This window comes from Candidatus Pelagibacter sp. HIMB1746, assembly GCF_052047555.1.
Taxonomy (GTDB): Bacteria; Pseudomonadota; Alphaproteobacteria; order Pelagibacterales; family Pelagibacteraceae; genus Pelagibacter.
In genome coordinates this window covers 18,731-38,672 of the sequence record NZ_JBNAJZ010000004.1, presented here as the reverse complement: position 1 = coordinate 38,672, position 19,942 = coordinate 18,731, and the positions used below count along the sequence as shown (strand labels likewise).

Annotated in this window: 21 protein-coding genes; 9 read left to right on the top strand and 12 right to left on the bottom strand. The window is 27.9% G+C overall.

Annotation, left to right across the window (positions count from 1 at the left end; all coding sequences use genetic code 11):
- Positions 1-939: an adenosine kinase gene (locus ACTTBM_RS05770; protein ID WP_440635093.1), complete on the top strand. Its 939-nt coding sequence runs from the start codon at positions 1-3 to the stop codon at positions 937-939.
- An 8-nt stretch (positions 940-947) separates the two neighbouring features.
- A complete protein-coding gene (locus tag ACTTBM_RS05765) occupies positions 948-1,556 on the top strand; it encodes a TIGR02466 family protein (RefSeq protein WP_440635092.1) in 609 nt (202 codons plus the stop codon).
- On the opposite strand, the gene ACTTBM_RS05760 is transcribed toward ACTTBM_RS05765, so the two are convergent.
- On the bottom strand, positions 1,548-2,111 hold the full coding sequence (locus ACTTBM_RS05760; RefSeq protein WP_440635091.1) for a winged helix-turn-helix domain-containing protein: 564 nt from the start codon (positions 2,109-2,111) through the stop codon (positions 1,548-1,550). The genes ACTTBM_RS05765 and ACTTBM_RS05760 overlap by 9 nt on opposite strands.
- Before the next feature lie 13 nt (positions 2,112-2,124).
- Here ACTTBM_RS05760 and ACTTBM_RS05755 point away from each other — a divergent pair, with 13 nt between their 5' ends.
- Complete coding sequence (locus ACTTBM_RS05755; RefSeq protein WP_440635090.1) at positions 2,125-2,619, top strand: L,D-transpeptidase family protein; 495 nt, start codon at positions 2,125-2,127, stop codon at positions 2,617-2,619.
- Here ACTTBM_RS05755 and ACTTBM_RS05750 read toward each other — a convergent pair.
- A complete protein-coding gene (locus ACTTBM_RS05750; protein ID WP_440635089.1) occupies positions 2,616-3,275 on the bottom strand; it encodes a YggS family pyridoxal phosphate-dependent enzyme in 660 nt (219 codons plus the stop codon). The genes ACTTBM_RS05755 and ACTTBM_RS05750 overlap by 4 nt on opposite strands.
- Between ACTTBM_RS05750 and ACTTBM_RS05745 the strand changes: the two genes are divergently transcribed.
- Complete coding sequence (locus ACTTBM_RS05745) at positions 3,270-3,830, top strand: thiamine phosphate synthase (protein ID WP_440635088.1); 561 nt, start codon at positions 3,270-3,272, stop codon at positions 3,828-3,830. The two genes, ACTTBM_RS05750 and ACTTBM_RS05745, sit on opposite strands and share 6 nt — an antisense overlap.
- 16 nt (positions 3,831-3,846) lie before the next feature.
- Here the strand turns inward: ACTTBM_RS05745 and ACTTBM_RS05740 are convergent, their stop codons facing one another.
- The gene (locus ACTTBM_RS05740) at positions 3,847-4,800 is read right to left on the bottom strand and encodes a porin (RefSeq protein WP_440635087.1); all 954 of its coding nucleotides are present in this window, start codon (positions 4,798-4,800) and stop codon (positions 3,847-3,849) included.
- A gap of 214 nt (positions 4,801-5,014) precedes the next feature.
- On the opposite strand from ACTTBM_RS05740, the gene ACTTBM_RS05735 reads away from it, so the two are divergent.
- From ACTTBM_RS05735 to holA, 4 genes are read left to right on the top strand one after another with little or no spacing between them, the layout of a single operon-like run.
- Positions 5,015-5,581 carry a DUF3576 domain-containing protein gene (locus ACTTBM_RS05735; protein ID WP_440635086.1) on the top strand — a complete coding sequence of 189 codons (567 nt, stop codon included), beginning with the start codon at positions 5,015-5,017 and terminating at the stop codon, positions 5,579-5,581.
- A gap of 16 nt (positions 5,582-5,597) precedes the next feature.
- The gene (leuS, locus tag ACTTBM_RS05730; protein ID WP_440635085.1) at positions 5,598-8,135 is read left to right on the top strand and encodes a leucine--tRNA ligase; all 2,538 of its coding nucleotides are present in this window, start codon (positions 5,598-5,600) and stop codon (positions 8,133-8,135) included.
- Positions 8,136-8,137: 2 nt separating this feature from the next.
- Positions 8,138-8,596: a hypothetical protein gene (locus tag ACTTBM_RS05725; protein WP_440635084.1), complete on the top strand. Its 459-nt coding sequence runs from the start codon at positions 8,138-8,140 to the stop codon at positions 8,594-8,596.
- On the top strand, positions 8,593-9,582 hold the full coding sequence (gene holA / locus ACTTBM_RS05720; RefSeq protein ID WP_440635083.1) for a DNA polymerase III subunit delta: 990 nt from the start codon (positions 8,593-8,595) through the stop codon (positions 9,580-9,582). Before ACTTBM_RS05725 ends, holA begins: the two co-directional genes overlap by 4 nt.
- Here the strand turns inward: holA and ACTTBM_RS05715 are convergent.
- The 5 genes from ACTTBM_RS05715 to mnmE form a co-directional block, all read right to left on the bottom strand.
- A complete protein-coding gene (locus tag ACTTBM_RS05715) occupies positions 9,572-10,411 on the bottom strand; it encodes a ParB/RepB/Spo0J family partition protein (RefSeq protein WP_440635082.1) in 840 nt (279 codons plus the stop codon). The genes holA and ACTTBM_RS05715 overlap by 11 nt on opposite strands.
- Positions 10,411-11,205, bottom strand: a complete 795-nt coding sequence (locus ACTTBM_RS05710) for a ParA family protein (protein ID WP_440635081.1) — start codon at positions 11,203-11,205, stop codon at positions 10,411-10,413. Before ACTTBM_RS05710 ends, ACTTBM_RS05715 begins: the two co-directional genes overlap by 1 nt.
- 21 nt (positions 11,206-11,226) lie before the next feature.
- Complete coding sequence (locus ACTTBM_RS05705; RefSeq protein ID WP_440635080.1) at positions 11,227-11,871, bottom strand: 16S rRNA (guanine(527)-N(7))-methyltransferase RsmG; 645 nt, start codon at positions 11,869-11,871, stop codon at positions 11,227-11,229.
- On the bottom strand, positions 11,871-13,742 hold the full coding sequence (gene mnmG, locus ACTTBM_RS05700) for a tRNA uridine-5-carboxymethylaminomethyl(34) synthesis enzyme MnmG (RefSeq protein WP_440635079.1): 1,872 nt from the start codon (positions 13,740-13,742) through the stop codon (positions 11,871-11,873). Before mnmG ends, ACTTBM_RS05705 begins: the two co-directional genes overlap by 1 nt.
- A 117-nt stretch (positions 13,743-13,859) precedes the next feature.
- Positions 13,860-15,191, bottom strand: coding sequence for a tRNA uridine-5-carboxymethylaminomethyl(34) synthesis GTPase MnmE (gene mnmE, locus ACTTBM_RS05695; protein WP_440635078.1), 1,332 nt, complete (start codon positions 15,189-15,191; stop codon positions 13,860-13,862).
- Between the two features lie 55 nt (positions 15,192-15,246).
- On the opposite strand from mnmE, the gene ACTTBM_RS05690 reads away from it, so the two are divergent.
- Entirely contained in the window at positions 15,247-16,065 is an 819-nt protein-coding gene (locus tag ACTTBM_RS05690) for a sulfotransferase domain-containing protein (protein WP_440635077.1), read from the top strand.
- A gap of 2 nt (positions 16,066-16,067) precedes the next feature.
- On the opposite strand, the gene rho is transcribed toward ACTTBM_RS05690, so the two are convergent.
- From rho to hemE, 4 genes are all read right to left on the bottom strand, one after another.
- A complete protein-coding gene (gene rho / locus ACTTBM_RS05685) occupies positions 16,068-17,336 on the bottom strand; it encodes a transcription termination factor Rho (RefSeq protein WP_440635076.1) in 1,269 nt (422 codons plus the stop codon).
- 65 nt (positions 17,337-17,401) lie between these two features.
- Positions 17,402-17,836 (bottom strand): protoporphyrinogen oxidase HemJ, encoded by a 435-nt coding sequence (gene hemJ, locus ACTTBM_RS05680; RefSeq protein ID WP_440635075.1) that lies wholly within the window; start codon positions 17,834-17,836, stop codon positions 17,402-17,404.
- Between the two features lie 3 nt (positions 17,837-17,839).
- Positions 17,840-18,832 (bottom strand): ferrochelatase, encoded by a 993-nt coding sequence (gene hemH / locus ACTTBM_RS05675; protein ID WP_440635074.1) that lies wholly within the window; start codon positions 18,830-18,832, stop codon positions 17,840-17,842.
- A 3-nt stretch (positions 18,833-18,835) separates the two neighbouring features.
- Entirely contained in the window at positions 18,836-19,837 is a 1,002-nt protein-coding gene (hemE, locus tag ACTTBM_RS05670; RefSeq protein ID WP_440635073.1) for a uroporphyrinogen decarboxylase, read from the bottom strand.
- Positions 19,838-19,942: the final 105 nt, after the last annotated feature.

Below are 19,942 nucleotides of genomic sequence, written 5' to 3'. Positions count from 1 at the left end.
ATGAAAATTTTAGGAATTGGAAATGCAATAATAGATGTCATTTGTAAAGTAGATGACAGTTTTATAGAGCAAAATAATCTCACAAAAAGTACAATGAAGTTATTTTTTGATGAGAACGAATTCAAAAGTTTATTAAAAAATCTTAAAATTGAAAAAACAGTTTCTGGTGGTTCAGTTGCTAACTCTGTGGTTGGTATATCGCAGCTTGATAATCAAGTTGGTTTTATAGGTAAAATTTCAGATGATGAATTTGGTAGAAATTATGAAAAAGGATTAAAAAATGAAAATGTAGAATATTTCTATTCTAAAAAAAAAGAAGAATTACCAACTGGGACCTGTTTAATATTAGTAACACCAGATTCAGAAAGAACAATGTGTACTTTCTTAGGAATAGCAGGAAAAATTAATGAAAAAGATGTTGATGCTGATGTAATAAAAAAAAGTGAGATGATATTTCTGGAAGGTTACTTATGGGATGAAGGAGAACCCAAAAAAGCATTTGATAAAGCTATAAATAATGCAAATAAAGTGGCTATGTCATTATCTGATATATTTTGTGTTGAAAGACACAAATCTGATTTTCTTTATCTAGTAAAAAATAAACTAGATATAGTTTTTGCAAATGAACAAGAAATTTTTGCTCTTACAAAGACAAATTCTTTTAATGAAGTCATTTCATTTTGCAAAAAACTAAATAATAATATAGTGATAACAAGAGGCGCAAAAGGAGCTGTTTCAATAAAAAATGAACAAGTTTTTGAGTGTTCAGCAGAGAAAAATTTAGAGATAACAGATCTTACTGGAGCTGGTGATCTATTTGCCGCCGGATATTTACATGGAGTAATAAATAATTTAACATTACAAGAATCTTTAGCGTATGGAACCAAACTTTCCTCAAAAGTTATACAACAAGTTGGAGCAAGAATTATTTTAAATTAAATAAACTCATGTCAAAGAATGAACAAATACTAAAATTATTTCCTCAACCAGTTTTTAAATATAAAATTGATAACTTTGAGAAAATAAACAAAGAATTATTAGAATTTATTTATAAAGAATTTGAAAAAGATAAATTAGGTGTAAAAAAATCAAATGTTAATGGATGGCATTCTAAAACTTTTGATTTAAATGATCAGCATGGTGTTCCAAAAAAATTTTTAAATCACATAAATATATATATTAAAAATGTATTTGAAAATTATAAATGGGTTTACAATTCTGAAAAAATCAAATTTACATCTATGTGGTCTATTATTAATAAAAGAGGAAATTTTAATGTCGAGCATTCACATTCCAATAACTATTTAAGTGCAGCATACTATGTGAAAGCGCCAAAAAATTGTGGAAATTTTAAAGCTTCAAATCCCAATATAATTAATCGTAATTTTTTTCCTAAATCTGAACAAGCAAATGAATTAAATGCAAAAATGGCAACGATAAAAATTGAGGAAGGTGATCTGTTAATTTTTCCAGCTTACTTGCCACACTCAGTTGAAGAAAATAAGTCAGATGATGACAGAGTAATAATAAGTTTTAATATAGATATTTTAAGATAGCTTATTTAAATAATATCCATTTTTCTCGCTAAATATGAGATTATTCTTTCCGAATTTATCTATTAATTTTTTTCTGAGTCTGTGAATATGAGTTTCAACAGTATGGGTGTCTAATTGCTCGTTATAACCCCATACTTCTGTTTGAAGTTTTTTTATGTTAACTGGGATATCTGAGTTGTTCAAAAAATTTATTATTTTTGTCTCCTTTTCAGTTAAATCTAATACATCTGATTTAAGTTTTAATAACCTTCCATTTAAATCAAGGTTATAGTTACCAATCGCTACATTAGATTGAATTTTTGCTTTTATTCTTATTGTTTCAACATTAATTTTTTCGATTAATTTAGTAATTTTAATTGGAAGAGATATTTTTAAAATATTTTCGATATTTAATTTTTTTTCTGATGTAATAATTAAAATACTTTCAGATATTTTTTTTTTTAATTCTTTTTCATTTGAAATAAAAACAATAGTTATATTTAGATTATCCTCTAATTCTTTAAGTATATTAAATAAGGTTAAACTTGAATAAATTGCTAAATTTTGTTTATTCATTAGTCTTAAGATTATGACAATTTTTATAAAAAATAAACATGAACTTCAGATAGATGATTTTAGATTGAAATGTTGTATTGGAAAAAATGGAACGTCGAAAAGAAAAATAGAGGGTGATTATAAAACACCAAAAGGATTATATTCTATAGGTTGCTTATATTATAGAGCTGACCGAGTTAAAAAACCTGTAACTAAGATTAAATCGATTAAAATTAATAAAAATATGGGGTGGAGTAATGATACAAGATTTCCAAGATTTTATAATAAATTAATAAATATTAACAATAAAATTAGACATGAAAAACTATATAGAAATGATCATAAATACGACATGTTAATTTTAATTAAATATAATTATAAAAAAGTTAAAAATTTTAAAGGTAGTTGTATCTTTATGCATTTAACAAATAACTACAAACCTACTGCAGGGTGTGTTGCTTTAAAAAAGAAAGATTTCTTAATTTTGTTAAAATTGATTACCAAAAAAACTAAAATATTAATTAGTTAAGTTCTTTTTCCAAAAATACTTGAACCAATTCTTAAAAAAGTTGATGAATATTTGATTGCTATTAAATAATCTGAAGACATTCCCATACTCAATTCTTTTAAGTTTAGTTTATTATTATAATATTGCATTTGTTGAAAATACTTTTCTGGGTTCTGATTTACAGGAGGTATACACATTAAGCCCATAACATCTAAATCAAGATTTTTACAATAAATATAAAACTTATCTAACTGCTCAACATTAATGCCTGATTTTTGTACCTCTTTTCCTAAATTAACTTGAATAAAAATTTTAATTTTTTTATTTATTTTTTTTGACTCATTTGAAATTTTTGTTGCAAGTTTTTCTGTATCTACTGAATGTATGTAATCAAATATTCTAACTGCTGTTTTTACTTTATTACTTTGAAGTCCACCGATTAAATGAAGGTTAATGTTTTCGTTTTCTAGTTTTATTTTTTCCCATTTTTCCAATGCTTCTTGAACTTTATTTTCACCAAAATGTCTATGCCCGTACTCCACTAAAGGTAATATTTTATCAATTGGAAAAGTTTTAGAAACTGCAACAATATTCGGAGATTTATTTTTTTTTATTTGGTTTAATTTAGTGTTAATTTCATCTTTAATTTTAATTAAATTTTTAACTGATTGATGCATAAATTTTTCTTAAAAAAATATTGTTTTATTGACAGTTTTCAACCAAATTTAATTAAATGCCAACATAAAAGTACAACTTTTATCTATAGAAATTACAAAAATAAATTTAATATTAAAGAAATAATAAGGATAAAAAATTTTATCAAATTTCATGGTTATAAATTCATTCTCTCAAATAATGTTAAGTTAGCATTAAAACTGGATTTAGACGGTGCTTATTTACCGTCTTTTAATAATAATTTTCATCATTTATCTTATTCATATAAAAATAAATTTGAACTCGTAGGTTCTGTTCATAACTTAAGAGAAATCAATATCAAAAAAAAACAAAAAGTTAATAATCTTTTCTTATCGTCTATATACAAAAAAAATAAAAACTACTTAGGTATTAATAGGTTTAAATTATTAATTAATAATAAAAATTTAAATTTTATAGCTTTGGGTGGTATTGAAGAAAAAAATATTAAAAAATTAAAACTATTAAATATAAAAGGTTTTGCTGGGATAAGTTATTTTAAAAAAAAGGCCCCTCATAAGAGGGGCCTAAATGATTAAAATTAATTAAGCTAAATTAGAATGCAAAGCTAACATTAATTTCGTAACCTTCGTCATTAGTACCAGCTGTACCTTTCACATTTTTCATCTCGTTAGAGTGACCTGCGATAGTGATTCCGCCCATAGTGTATGATGCAGAAATACCTTCAGCTTCTTGGTCTGATGAAGAGTCACCGATGTCAACAGTGTGTTCGTTGTAAGACACTGAGAAATCTTCTGTTACTGCATATGATATACCAATTGCAACAGACTCATCAGAGTTTGCAGCTGTAGTTGCATCATAATCAGATACTTGGTAACCAACTGTTAAACCACCTACTGCATAAGTAGCATACATTGTTGATTCATCTACTTCACTGTCAACAGTTGCTTCTGTTGTACCCATTGCATAACCAAGCGTTAAACCCTCAACCATGTCTGGAGTATAAGTTACACCAAAGTCCATGTAAGTGCTATTGTTAGCTCCAGCAGCTGTGTCTTCAGCTGGTACAAATGCAACAGTTGCCACTGCACCGCCAAAATTCTCAGACGTGTAAGTGAACATATTATTTGCAGAGTGACCATTAATTACTACAGCTGATGTACCTAGACCATCAAATGCTTCTTCGTAAGCGTTTGGAGTTTTATCATCCATTGCGCTCATTGAAGATGATCCACCTTCACCAGCGAACACTAAAGTTCCCATGCCATCAGTAGCGATTGTAATACTTGGGTTGTCAACACCGTTTCCAGCATCACCTTCGTCGGCATCTAACTCCATAGCGTAAGTTATTGTTAAACCATTATCTAACTCAGTTGTACCACTGAAGTTTACGTGGTTGTTCATTGAGTAAGTAGTTTTTCCAGTCTCACTACCTTTAGTCATAGACATAGTGGCAACACCTGTAACTGACATATCACCAGCTTGAGCAGACATTGCTACCATAGATCCAGCTAAAGCTGAAAGACCTATTTTTTTAATGTTGTTCATATTAATTACTCCTTTATTGATTGTTATATTATTAATAATAAACGCTGAACTTTTAACATTTGATGATGCTTTTTTTTTAAAAATAATGATTTTTATAAAAAAATTTAGCTATTTGTGACATTTTTACAACATAAGAGCAGACTAATGTCTTTTTTTAACTAAAATATTAATATTTTTCTTATATAAGCTTACCTAAAATTAGTAAATTTCTTAAATGTTAAAAAAATTATTAAAAATATCGTCTTTTATTGCTTTATCTATTTTAATCACTTCTTGTGGAAACGGTTTCTTAAAAGGAGCGGATGCAAGGAAAGTGTCACCTGACCCTAGAGAAAGAGTTAAAAAAAATCTAGAAGAAGGAAAAGGATTTAGATTTGATGATACCTTTAAAGGAAGCACATCTACAAATTATGACTTTGCAACTTCAAATGAATTGTGGAGAGCATCTTTAGATATCTTAGATTTTATGCCTCTTACAACTGCAAACTATAGTGGTGGTATAATCGTAACTGATTGGTACTCGGAAAATAATCAAGATGGTGAATTTATAAAAATTTCAGTTCGCTTTTTAACAAACGAAATAAGATCTGATGCGATAGATGTAAAAGTTTTTTACAAATTATGTGAAACAACTGTTAATTGCTCAATTAAAAAAACTGATGGCAAAATTAAAGATGAATTAACAAAAAATATTTTGAAAAAAGCTGTTATTTATAAAAAACAAACTGAAGAAGAAAAGTCAAAAAAATCTAAGACGTATAGAGCGCCAAAAGTAGACTAATTAAGATAGATCTAAAGTGAATTTCACAAGATATAATTTCAAAGAGATAGAGAAAAAATGGCAAAATTTTTGGAAGAAAAACAATTCATTCAAGTCTGTTGTAAATCATAATAAAAAAAAATTTTATTGTTTAGAAATGTTTCCTTATCCATCTGGAAAGATACATATGGGTCATGTAAGGAACTATACGATAGGTGATGTACTAGCAAGATATAAAGCTTTACAGGGTTTTAATGTATTGCATCCTATGGGATGGGATTCTTTTGGAATGCCAGCTGAAAACGCTGCAAGACAAAATAACTTAGATCCTAAAACATGGACAGAAGAAAATATTTCAAACATGAAATCTCAATTAAAAAAGCTAGGTCTTTCTATTGATTGGGATAGAGAAATATCAACTTGTTCATCTGAATATTATAGACATCAACAAGAATTTTTTTTGGAATTATTTGATAAAGGATTAGTTTACCGTAAAGAACAGTACGTTAACTGGGATCCTATAGATGAAACTGTTTTGGCAAATGAACAGGTAATCGACGGTAAGGGATGGAGATCGGGGGCTAAAGTTGAAAGAAAAAAACTTAATCAGTGGTTTTTTAAAATAACAAATTTTTCAAACGAATTATTAGAAAGTTTAGAGGATTTAGATCAATGGCCAAATAAAGTTAAAACTATGCAAAAAAATTGGATTGGAAAATCCTACGGTTGTGAAATCAAATTTAATATAGAGCCATCAAATAAAGTTGAATATATCAAATGTTATACCACAAGACCAGACACTCTATTTGGAATGTCTTTTTTAGCTTTATCAATTGATCATCCTGTATCAAAAATTTATGAAAATAATAAAGAATTTTTGGAATTCAAAAAAAAATGTTCCTCTACTGGGACTACTGAAGAATCCATTGCAAATGCAAATAAAATTGGATTTAAAACTGATCTTTTTGCAATCAATCCTTTAAACAAAGAAAAGGTTCCAGTTTATTTCGCAAACTTTGTTTTGATGGACTATGGTTTGGGTGCAGTTTTTGGATGTCCAGCACATGACCAAAGAGATTTAGATTTTGCAAAAAAATACAATCTTAAAATACAACCAGTAGTCAAACCAAATTTAGATACTGAGAATTTTGAAATTGGAGATGAGGCTTATACAGGTTCAGGATATATTTTTAATTCATCTTTTTTAGATGGTTTAAAATGTCCAGAGGAATCTATTTCACACACGATAGATTATCTCGAAAAAAAACAAATTGGGAAAAGAAAAACAAACTTTAGATTAAAGGATTGGGGTATTTCAAGACAGAGGTATTGGGGATGCCCTATACCAATAGTTTATGATGAAAATGGAAATCCTAAGAAAATTCCAAAAAAAATGTTACCAGTTGAACTTCCAAAAATAAGCAAACTAGATCACGCTGGAAATCCTCTAGATAAAGAAATTGAATGGAAAACTGTCGCAATAGATGGAAAAGAATACACCAGAGAAACTGATACTCTCGACACTTTTGTTGACTCTTCTTGGTATTTTTTAAGGTTTTGCTCTACTGATAAAAAAGATTATGGGTTTGATTTAGAGGATTTAAAATATTGGATGCCAGTCGATCAGTATATTGGTGGAATAGAACATGCAATACTCCATCTATTATACTCCAGATTTTTCATGAGAGCATTATCATTTGAAAATAAAAATCTTAACATAAATGAACCTTTTCGAGGTTTGTTTACTCAAGGTATGGTTTGTCACGAAACATATAAAGATGAAAAAAATAATTGGATTAGTCCAGATGAAGTTGTGACAATCAATGGAAAAAAATATCTTAAAAGTAATGAAGCTCTACCAATTAAAGTAGGGCCCTCAGAGTCAATGTCAAAATCCAAAAAAAATACAATAGATCCTGGAAAGATTATAGAAAACTTTGGAGCAGATTCTGTTCGGTTATTTATTTTATCTGACAGCCCACCTGAAAAAGATGTGCAATGGTCAGATGAGGGAATTGAGGCGGCTTATAAATTTATTCAAAAATTATGGACATTGCATCAAAAAGTTCTTGAAGAAATCAAACTTAATCATGCAAACCAACAGGAAAATAATTTAGACAAGTTAACAAATAAATTTATTAAGGAAATAACAAACAATTTAGAGAAATTTAATTACAACATAGTCATAGCTAACCTGCATGAAATTTATAGTCTTTTAACAAAAGAGCTAAAAAAAAATTATAGAAAAAATTATATTATTGAAAATTATTCAAAAATTTTGACATGTATGATTCCTGTCATTCCACATTTTGCGATGGAAGCGTTATCTCAAATCGACTCAAAAGATAATAAATGGCCGCTATATGATGAAAAAATATTAATCGAAAAAAATGTAAAAATTGTAATACAAATAAATGGTAAAAAAAGAGGATTAATAGAAACAGAAAAAGGGGTTAACGAAAAGAAATTATTTGAAATTCTCAATGAAAATGAAAATATTAAAAAATATTTTATTAATGAAAAAATTAAGAAAAAAATTTTTATAAAAGATAAATTAATTAATATTATAATTTAATAATGATAAAAAAATATTTATCTTTTCTCTTTTTGTTTATTATTCTTAATTCATGTGGGTATACTCCACTTTATTCAAATTTAAAAAATCACGATCTGTCTTTAACTATAAATAAAATTCAAGGTGATGATGAGATAAATAAATTAATTGTTCGAAATATAAATAGTTATAACAAAAGTAAATCTGAAAATAATTTTAAAATAAATTTATTATCCAAATTCGGTAAAGTAATTCTATCAAGTAATTCAGCTGGTCAAATAACAAATTACAGATTGGAGTTAGAAGTTATTGCTGAAATTCTTAACAAAGAAAATGCAAACCCAATTATTTTAACTGAAAAATTTGATATTAAAAAAGAAAGCAGTTTATTTGAGGAAAGAAATTATGAAAATATTGTTAAAAGAGATATGGCTAAAAATATTTCAAACAAATTAATTTTTCAATTACAAAAAATAAGGTGATTTTAAAAAGTTTTAACTTAAATAAAAAAATTTTTGAAAAAAATTCTTTATTTCTATTTTACGGAAATAATGAAGGGTTCAAGGAAGAAACAATAGAAAAAATTACTAACAATATTCAAAAAAATTTCATTGATGAAAAGGATATTTTACTAAATGAAGATGTTTTTTTTAATGATCTATATTCAGGTTCCTTATTTGAAAATAAAAAAATAATAATAATCCGAAGAGCAACTGATAAATCAAACAAAATAATTGAAAAAATTGATAATGAAAAGCTTCATGATACACAAATAATCTTAAATGCTACAAACCTTGAAAAAAAATCTAAACTTAGATCACTTTTTGAAAAAGATAAAAATTTAATTTGTGTTCCTTTTTATCCTGATACATCAGAAACTTTATTAAACTTAGCAAAGTCTAGGTTAAACACGATGAAAATCAAAATATCAAACTATGATTTAAATTCTATAATTAATAAATGTAATGGCGACAGACTTTTCTTAAAAAATGAGTTAGAAAAATTAACTTTATACTCAAAAAATAAAAAACAAATTTTACCAAATGAAATAAATAAATTAGTAAATCTAACAGAAAACCATGACATTTCAGAATTAATTAATAATTGTTTGGCTAAAAATGAAAAAAAAACATTAGATATTTTAAATGAAAATAATTTCAATAATGAAGATTCTATTTTGATTTTGAGAACTTTTCTAAATAAAGTTAAACAATTATTAAGATTAAGTAATGAATTTGAAATTAATAAAAATATATCAAAAACAATTTCACTAGCAAAACCACCAATATTTTGGAAAGATAAAATTATTACAGAAACGCAGCTTAAAAAATGGAATTCAAAAAATTTAAAATTATTAATTTATAAAATAAATGAAATTGAACTGTTTGCAAAAAAAAATTTATTTATTTCTGTTAAAATAATTTATGATCTCATAATTGACCAAACAAAAATCAAAACTAATAATTAGACTTAATTATATCAATAATTTTATTCAATTGATCTAAATCTTTATATTCAAAACTTATTTTTCCCTTATTTCTTTTGTTGTTTTGTATATTTACATTTAAGCCAATTTTATTTGATACAGATAATTCAAGTGCAATAATATTTGTATCTTTTGTTAAAATAGATTTTTTTTTATTTTTAAAAATTTTAACAAAATTTTCTGTTTGCCTTACTGATAATTTTTTTTCTATAATTTTATTTGCAACAAAACTTGCATTATCAAGACCAACTAAAATTTTAGCATGACCTGTTGTTAATTTTTGCATTTCAATTAACTTTAATACTTCATCTGGTAGGGTTAGAAGTCTCAAAGAATTGGTAATGTGACTTCTACTTTTTCCAATAAATTTTGATACTTTTTGTTGGTCGTAAGAAAACTCATCGATTAATCTTTTGTAACCTTGAGCTTCTTCAAGTGGATTTAGATCATGTCTTTGAACGTTTTCTACAATTGCGAATTCTAAAGACTTTAAATCGTCAGCTTCTGTAATGACCACAGGAACATTGTGCAAACCAGCTCTTTGAGCTGCAAGCCACCTTCTCTCTCCTGCTATTATTTCAAATTTTGATTTATCATTATTTGACTTTCTAACAATGATTGGCTGTATCATTCCTCGTTCTTTGATAGAATTAGTTAAATCTTCTAAATTAGATTCATCAAATATTTTTCTTGGTTGGTATTTATTTGGAACAATATCACTAACTTGCAATTGATTTGTTTGAGCTTCTACCTTTGCTTCACCTATCAGCGAGGATAAACCTCTACCAAGGCCTTTTTTAATTTTATCCATTAAGCAGCACTTCCTATTTTTGACTCTTGGTTTATAAACTCATCTGTAAAACTAAAATATGACTTACTACCTGGGCATGACTTATCATAAATCAAAACTGGCATTCCATGTGAAGGTGCTTCTGATAATCTAACGTTTCTTGGTATTACTGTTGAATAGACTTTATCACTAAAATAATCTCTTGCTTCTTTTTCAACTTGTGAAGATAACTTATTTCTCTTGTCATACATTGTTAAAAGTATACCTCTAATTTTTAATTCCGGGTTTAAACTTACTTTAATTCTTTCAATTGTCTTCATAAGCTGAGTTAGACCCTCAAGAGCAAAAAATTCTGTCTGCAGAGGAACCAGAAGTGAGCTAGAGCATACTAGGGCCATGACAGTTAGCAAACTAAGTGAGGGCGGACAGTCAATCAGAATATAATCATAATTACCTCTAGAATCGTTTAAATAAGCGGTTAATTTTCTCTTCAGAATAAATGCTCTATTGATATCATCAGCTGTTTCAACTTCTAGACCTGATAAATCAACGTTGGAAGATATCAGATCCAGATTTTCAAACTGTGTCTTCTTGATTACTTGATAAATTTCTTTAGTTCCATTCAATACTCCATATATTGTATCACTAGAGTTATCCATATTAGACAACCCAAGACCTGTAGTTGCGTTGCCCTGGGGATCTAGGTCTATAACTAAAATTTTTTTATTATGTTGTGTTAGCCCTGCAGAAAGATTTATTACTGTTGTAGTTTTTCCTACCCCACCCTTTTGATTTATGACTGAAATAATTTGCATTTAATTTTTTTTAACTTCTTTTTATTTTTTTTTTTTAATTTTTTTGATATTTATCAAAAATGAATCTTTGCTTGTTAAACTTTTCTTTTCTATATATTCCAAATTCCATTTTTTTTTAGAATTTTCAAAAACTTTTTTTCCATTTTTACCCATAAAGAAAATTAAATTTTTATATTTAGAAAAATTTGCATAAACTAAATCTAAAACAACAGGCATAGGTTTAAATGCTCTCGACATAATTGTTCCTGTCTCTAAATTTTTTATCTCAAAAATATTTTTTTGAAAAACTTTTGTATTTAAATTTAATTTTTCTGAAACTTCTTTCAAAAAATGGCTTTTATGGTAGCTTTTTTCATATAGATGCACATTCATTTTATTTTTCATGTTTTTTAGTATAATTGCTACTATAATTCCTGGTAAACCAGCTCCTGAGCCTAAATCTGTGGTTGTATTGCAATTTAAATTAACAAAATCAATTATTTGTGCTGAATCTATAATATGACGCTCAATTATTGAATTTTTTGATGCTGTATTTTGACCAATTATGTTAATTTTTTTATTTTTTTCCAGAATCAGAGATATATAGTTTTCAAAGTCTAGAAATGTTTCACGTGAAACATTTAGATCATTAAGTCTAGAGTAAGAATTTAAAATTTCTTGATCCATTAAGCTATATGCTTAATAGACTTTCTTTTTACGTGTGACAACAAAATATATACTGCTGCTGGGGTTATTCCATCGATTCTTAAAGCTTGACCCATAGTTTTAGGCTTTATTTCTTTAAATTTAGCTTTAACCTCATTAGACAAACCTGAAAGCCCATCATAATTAATTTTATCGGGAATAATTAAGTTCTCATCTCTCTTAAATGCCAAAATATCTGCTTTTTGCTTCTTTAAATACCCCCTGTAATGAGCATTAATTTCTACTTGTTCATCAATTTCTTTACTAAAATAAGGTATTTCAGGCCATATTTCTCTAATTTTACTCATATTTACGCCTTTTTGAGTTAGCACCTCATTTGAAGACCTCAAAATTCCATCTTTCGCTATTTTAATCCCATATTTTTCTGCTTTAGATGGTGAAATACTAGATTTATTCATTTTTAAATTAATTTTTTCAATTTTGTCAAATTTATCCAAATATAAAGTTTTTCTTTCCTCTCCAATTAAACCAATTTCTATTCCCTTGGCTGTTAATCTTTGGTCTGCATTATCTGCTCTCAAACTTAATCGATATTCTGCTCTTGATGTAAACATACGGTATGGCTCCGCGACTCCCTTTGTAACTAAATCATCAATCATTACACCAATATAGGCATCGGATCTATCAAGGATAAAGGGCTCAGAATTTTTAACAGATAAAGCTGCATTTATACCGGCTATAAGACCTTGTGCAGCTGCTTCTTCATATCCTGTTGTTCCGTTAATCTGCCCAGCAAGATAAAGATTGCTAATCTTCTTAGTTTCAAGGGTCAAGAATAGTTCACGTGGATCTATATAGTCATATTCTATAGCATATCCTGGTCGTATAATAGTAACATTATCTAAACCGTTGATATTATTACATATTTCTTCTTGTACTTCAGCTGGGAGCGATGTGGAGATCCCATTTGGGTAAATTGTGTGATCATTAAGCCCTTCTGGCTCTAAGAAAATCTGATGGCGAACTTTATCTGCAAATTTTACTATCTTATCTTCTATAGATGGACAATATCTTGGACCTACTCCTTTTATATTGCCTGAGTACATTGCACTTTTAGATAAATTTTTTTCTATAATTTTATGAACCTTCTCATTCGTATAGGTCATTCGACATGACACTTGTTTGTTTAAATTTTTTTTAGTTAAGAAAGAAAAAAAATAAGGATCATCATCTGCAAATTGTTCTTCAAGGTTTTCAAAATTAATCGTTCTTGCATCTAACCTTGGAGGTGTTCCAGTTTTTAATCTTCCAATTTTAAAATTATATTTTGCTAATTGTTCACTTAAACCTGTTGAAGGTTTTTCATCGTACCTACCTGCTGGTGTTCTTTCATCACCTATATGTATCAAACCATTTAAAAAAGTTCCTGTTGTTAGTATTAACTTGTTGCATGATACCTTTTTACCTTCTTTAGTTATAAAACCACTTATAGTGTTTCTATTAAAAATAAACTTTATTACAGGATCTGAAAAAATGCTTAAGTTACAATAGTTTATAAGTTTTTCTTGCATAAATTTACGATAAAGTGCCCTGTCTGATTGTGTTCTTGGTCCACGCACAGCAGGTCCTCTGCTTCTATTTAATAATCTAAATTGTATGCCTGATTTGTCTGCAACAACTCCCATAACACCATCGAGTGCATCTATTTCACGAACTAAATGACCTTTACCCAAACCACCAATTGCAGGGTTACATGACATCTCACCAATAGTTTCTATTTTATGGGTGAATAGGGCAGTGTTAACTCCTAGTCGAGCAGAAGCAGCAGCTGCCTCACATCCTGCATGACCTCCACCAATTACAACTACATCAAATGACAAATCATTTTTCATGTGTTGAATTTACATGTGAATACGTGATTTACAAGACAGGCTTAATTTTTTGTAAATAAGCGTTAATTATCAATAGTTTTGGATAAAAAATATCAAAAAAACAAAGAAAATAGGGGATTACTTACCGATGCAAAAATCGTTGAAAATACTACCTAATATCTCTTCTACATCAACTTTTCCAACGATCATACCCAAATGTCTAGTAGCTAATCTTAAATCTTCTGCTGCTTTATCAAAATCTTCTATTTCTTTTTTTTGATTAAAGTTATTCAAATGGTCTAAACATTGTTCTAAATGTTGTCTGTGTCTTTCTCTAGTAATTAAAATATCATCACTAGTTATAAATTTATTTTTTAAATTATTTTTTATTTTTGAAATTAGTTCATCAATGTTTTTATTATCTTTAATTGAGATTAAAACATGATTTATTTTTTTTATTTCTGAATCAATTTCTTTTTCTAAAAGGTCAGACTTGTTTATAACTAAAATTGCATTTTCATCTAATAAACCCTTCAAAACATTAGTAAAATCAAGGCTTTTTGCATCCACTACTACAAGCTTTAAATCAGCTTCTTCGGCTCTATTTAAAGATAATTTAATACCTTTTTTTTCTATCTCATCTTTAGACTCTCGTATTCCGGCTGTATCAGATATTATTACGGGGTAACCATCTATACTGAGATGTGTCTCTACAACATCTCTTGTGGTACCAGCTATTTCAGAAACAATTGCAACATCTCTATTTGATAAATGATTTATTAAACTAGATTTCCCTGCATTAGTAGGTCCAAGAATTGCAATCTTAAATCCTTCTCTAATTCTTTCTCCAACTTTTTGATCATTTAAAATCTTTTCAATTTTTTGAATAACATCATTTGAATCATTTTTGATTTCATCCAAAATATTGTTTGGCAAATCTTCATCGGGGAAATCAATTTTAGCTTCAACATGAGATAAAATTTTTAAAAGTTTTTCTCTTAAAAAATTGAATTGATCTGCTGACTTACCATTCATAATTTTAATTGCCTGTTGTCTTTGAATTTCTGTTTCAGATGAAATTAGATCAGCTATACTTTCTGCTTCTAATAAATTTATTTTTCCATTTTGAAATGCAAGTTTAGTAAATTCACCTGGTTCTGCTAGTCTACAATTTTCAATTTGGGCAATAGAAGAGTGTAGGGCGTCTACTACAGCTTTGCTACCGTGAACTTGAATTTCAGCCATATCTTCGCCTGTGTAGCTCTCAGGTCCAGGAAACCATAGTATTATACCTTCATCAATTAGCTCAGAAGTGTTGATTTTTTGGATTTTTCTTAATGTTGCAACACGTGGTTTTGGTAGATTTGCTCGTGTAAGTAATTTTATTACTTCAGATGACTTTTGTCCTGAAATTCTAATTATTGCCACACCAGAAATACCAGGTCCGCTAGATAAAGCAAATATGGTCATAAGATATTAATTTAAAAAAATTATATTACATTAAAAATTAGGTTATATTTAAATTATGATTGTTTGGCTAGCCTCATATCCTAAGAGTGGAAATACTTGGGTAAAAATTTTTTTAAATTCGATTCTATTTTCTGAAGATAGAATAGATATAAATAAAAATAATATTAGATTATTTCCTCTAAGAAGTGATTTTAATACACTAAATATTGATGTTGATAATGTTAAAGAATTTGCTGATAATTGTTTATATGCTCAAAATTTAATTAACCTTGATAATGAAATTAAATTTTTTAAGACTCACAATGCTCTTTGGAAACTAGGTGAAAAAAGTTTTACAAATGAAGAAAATACACTTGGTGTTTTGCACATCGTTAGAGATCCAAGAAATGTTATTACATCTTTAAAAAATCATTTTAAAAAAAAAAATTATGAAGATGCTTTAGATTTTTTAAAAGATGAAAAACAATCAATTGGGTCAAAAGGGGAAACGACTGATATTCATTTGCCTACAATTATTTCTTCTTGGTCAAATCATTATAATTCTTGGAAAAAAATGAAAAAAAATTATCTTCTAATTAAATACGAAAAGCTATTAGAAAATCCCCTAGAGGAATTTATTAAAATTTCGAAATTTATAGAAAGAATTTCCAATCAAAAATTTGCAGAGGAAAAAATAGAAAGTGCGGTTATAAATTGCGGTTTTGAAAAATTGAAAAAACAAGAAGAGAGGAATGGTTTCGTTGAAGCAATTGATAATCAAAAATTTTTTTTTCTTGGTCCAAAAAATAACTGGAAAATCCTTATAAATGAAAAAATACAAAAGGATATAGAGAAAAGTTTTGGAAAAGAGATGGTAGAGTTAGGATATCTTTAGAGCTAAGCTGGTTTATTCATAGAATTAAAAAATTCTGCATTATTTTTTGTATCTTTTAATTTAGAGTTAATAAATTCTATTGCATCCATAGTTCCCATTGGAGCAATTATTCTTCTCAATACATTCATTTTCTGCAAATCATTTTTATCAAATAAGAGTTCTTCTCTTCTTGTTCCAGATTTTGTTATATCAATTGCAGGGTAAATTCTTTTATCAGCAATTTTCCTATCCAAAACGGTTTCGCTATTACCAGTTCCTTTGAATTCTTCAAAAATAACTTCATCCATTCTACTTCCAGTATCAATCAAAGCTGTAGAAATAATAGTTAATGACCCACCTTCCTCAATATTTCTAGCTGCACCAAAAAATCTTTTTGGTCTCTGAAGTGCATTTGCATCCACACCTCCAGTTAGGACTTTACCTGAACTTGGTATTACAGCATTATATGCTCTGCCTAATCTTGTTATCGAGTCCAGTAAAATTACAACATCTTTTTTATGTTCAGTTAATCTTTTTGCTTTTTCTATAACCATTTCAGCAACAGCTACATGCCTTTGTGCTGGCTCATCAAAGGTAGAGCTAATTACTTCGCCTTTTACAGTCCTTTGCATGTCTGTAACCTCCTCAGGACGTTCGTCTATCAATAGAACTATAAGATAACACTCTGGATAATTTTTAGCTATTGAGTTTGCTATGCTTTGTAAAATCATAGTTTTACCCGCTTTTGGAGGCGATATAATTATTGATCTTTGACCTTTTCCAATTGGGCTAACTAAATCAATTAATCTCGGAGTAAGATCTGGCTTTTTTTCTACCTTTGTTGTTTCAATTTCCATTACCAATTGTTTGTCTGGGTATAATGGCGTTAAGTTATCAAACGCAATTTTATGTCTTGCTTTTTCTGGTTCTTCAAAATTTATCTTGCTTACTTGTAACAATGCAAAATATCTTTCTCCCTCTTTAGGGGCTCTGACCGGCCCTTCAACCGTATCTCCTGTTCTTAAACCAAATTTTCTAATTTGGCTTGGACTAACATATATATCATCCGGTCCTGGGAGATAATTAGACTCCATTGCTCTAAGGAAACCAAAACCGTCTTGCAATAACTGCAAAACACCAACACCTGTTATCTCCTCTTTTTCTGCAACTTTTTTTAAAATAGCAAAAAGAATTTCTTGTTTTCTCAGTGTACTAGCATTTTCAATACCAAGCTTTTCTGCCTGTGTAATGAGCTGTTCAGATGATTTGAGTTTTAATTCTTGAATGTTCATGAGTAGTTTGTTGATAAGGACTTATCGATGATATTAATATATATAGTGTTTTTATTATTTCAACCCTAGATTGGCTTAAAAATCGCTAAAAATACAACAAAAATTAAAATCACGGTTGGAATTTCATTAATGATTCTAAAAAATTTCGAAGATCTAGCGTTTGTTCCGTTTTTTAGTGCAATTAAACACTTGCCCAAGTATTCATGATAAATTGAGAGAAGTAATACTAGTACTAATTTAATTTGCATCCATAAATTTAAAAAAACTTCAAAGCCAATTAAATAAATTAATATTAATCCGAAAGCCCATGTTAGTAGCATAGCGGGACGCATAATATAATTGTATAATCTCTTCTCCATCAATATAAAAATATCAGTGGTCTCTTTTTTTTCTTTATTTTCAACATGATAAACAAAAATTCTTGGTAAATATAAAAGTCCAGCCATCCAAGAAACAACAGCAATTAAATGCAAGGACTTAAAAAGCAAATAGATATTCATTTATCAAATGTTTTTTTCGATTAAAGATTTTATTAAAGTAATATGATCATCATTATCATTTAAACATGGAACCATATCGAAATTTATTCCCCCAGCATTTATAAAACTTTCTTTACCTTGAATTAATATTTCTTCTAACGTTTCGACACAATCAGATGAAAAACCTGGGGATATAATAAGAATATTTTTAATTCCCTCATTTGGTAGTCTTTCTAGAGTTTTGTCAGTGTATGGTTGCAGCCATTCTTGTGGACCAAATCTTGACTGAAAAGTAGTTTTAATTTTTATAGAATTAAACTTTTCTGAAATAAGTCTTGTTGTTTTTTGACAATAGCAATGATAGGGGTCTCCTTTATCAAAATATTTTTTAGGTATCCCGTGGTATGAGGCTATAATAAGATCTGGTTTCCAATGAATCTCGTTAATTTTTTTATTTATCGAATTAACTAATGCATCAATATATAAAGGATTAGATTCATAATGTGGAATTACTTTTAAGGAAGGTTGCCATCTCATTTTCATTAGTGTTCTATAAACTTCATCACAAACTGTTGCTGTTGTTGCTGCTGCATATTGAGGGTAAAGAGGAAGGATTATTAAATTTTCACAGCCCATCTCGTGTAATTTGTGTACTTTACTTTTTATACTTGGATTCCCATATCTCATTGCAAAATCTAAAACGATATTTTCTTTTTGTAATAACTCAGAAGTTTTCTCACTTTGTTTTTTTGTATAATAAAGAAGTGGAGACATATTTTCATTTTTCATCCAAATTTCTTTATAAGCCTTGGCAGTCTTAGAAGGTCTAAAGGTTAGGATAAATAAATTTAAAATTATTTGCCAAATTATGGGATTTACTTCAATCACTCTTCTGTCTGAAAGAAATTCTTTTAAATATTTTCTAATATCAAACCAATTTGTTGAGTCTGGTGTGCCTAAGTTAATTAGCAGGACCCCTGTTTTACCATGTTTTATTGGTGGATGATTTATATCCATTATTTAAATATTTTTTACTATTTTAATTAAGTTTTCGACCATCTTTGGATTGGTTTCTGGAAGAATACCATGTCCTAGATTAAATATATATGGGTGATCTTTGAAAATTTCTAAATATTTAGAAGTTTCTTTTTTTAAATTTTCATAATCTGTCAAAAGGACTCTAGGGTCTAAGCCTCCTTGAACTGGAATTTTTATTTCTTTAAGAATTTTTTTAGGATCAATATTATAATCAATACTTATTGCATCAGGTTTAACAATTTCACAAAATTCTTTATAATTTTTAATTTCCCTTGGGAAACATATTACTGGTACATTTAAAGATTTAACATATTCTACCAAATTAAAGGTAGGACTATAAATATAATTTGGCAGATCCTTTTCTTCTAATAAACCAGCCCAGCTATCAAAGATTTGGATAACGTTTGCTCCGTTATCTATTTGGTTTTTAATATGTACTTTTAAAAATTTTTCTATGATTAATAGAATTCTATTTATTAAAAAATCATCTTTAAAAAAATTTTCATTTAAATCTTTTTTTGGAGATTTTAAATTAATCATATAGACTAAAAGAGTCCAGGGAGCACCTACAAATCCAATAGTATTTTTATCTTTTACGATTGGATCAGAACTTACTTTTTTTATTGCTTTATAAACAGGATATATTTTTTCAACAAAATCTACTTCATCTAATTTTGCTATCTCTTTTAAATCTAAATTATCTAATTTAGGGCCAAAATTTTTCTCAAATCTTACTTTTTGACCTAAACCATAGGGTAACATTAAAATGTCAGAAAAAATTATTGCAGCATCAATATCAAATCTTTTCAATGGTTGTAGAGTTATTTCAGCTGCCAAGTTGGCATTCAAACATAGATTAATAAAGTCAAGATTTTTTTTTCTAATTTCTCTAAACTCTGGCAAATATCTACCTGCTTGTCTCATTATCCAAAGCGGATTGAATGAAGTATCTTTGTTGATAATTACTCTGTTTAATGGTTTCATATAAAAGTCTTATAAGTTATAGTAGTATTAATGTACCCTGTGAATTAATGAGATTATTTTTTATAAACATTATACTCACAACTTATCAATATGTTTGACGATTAA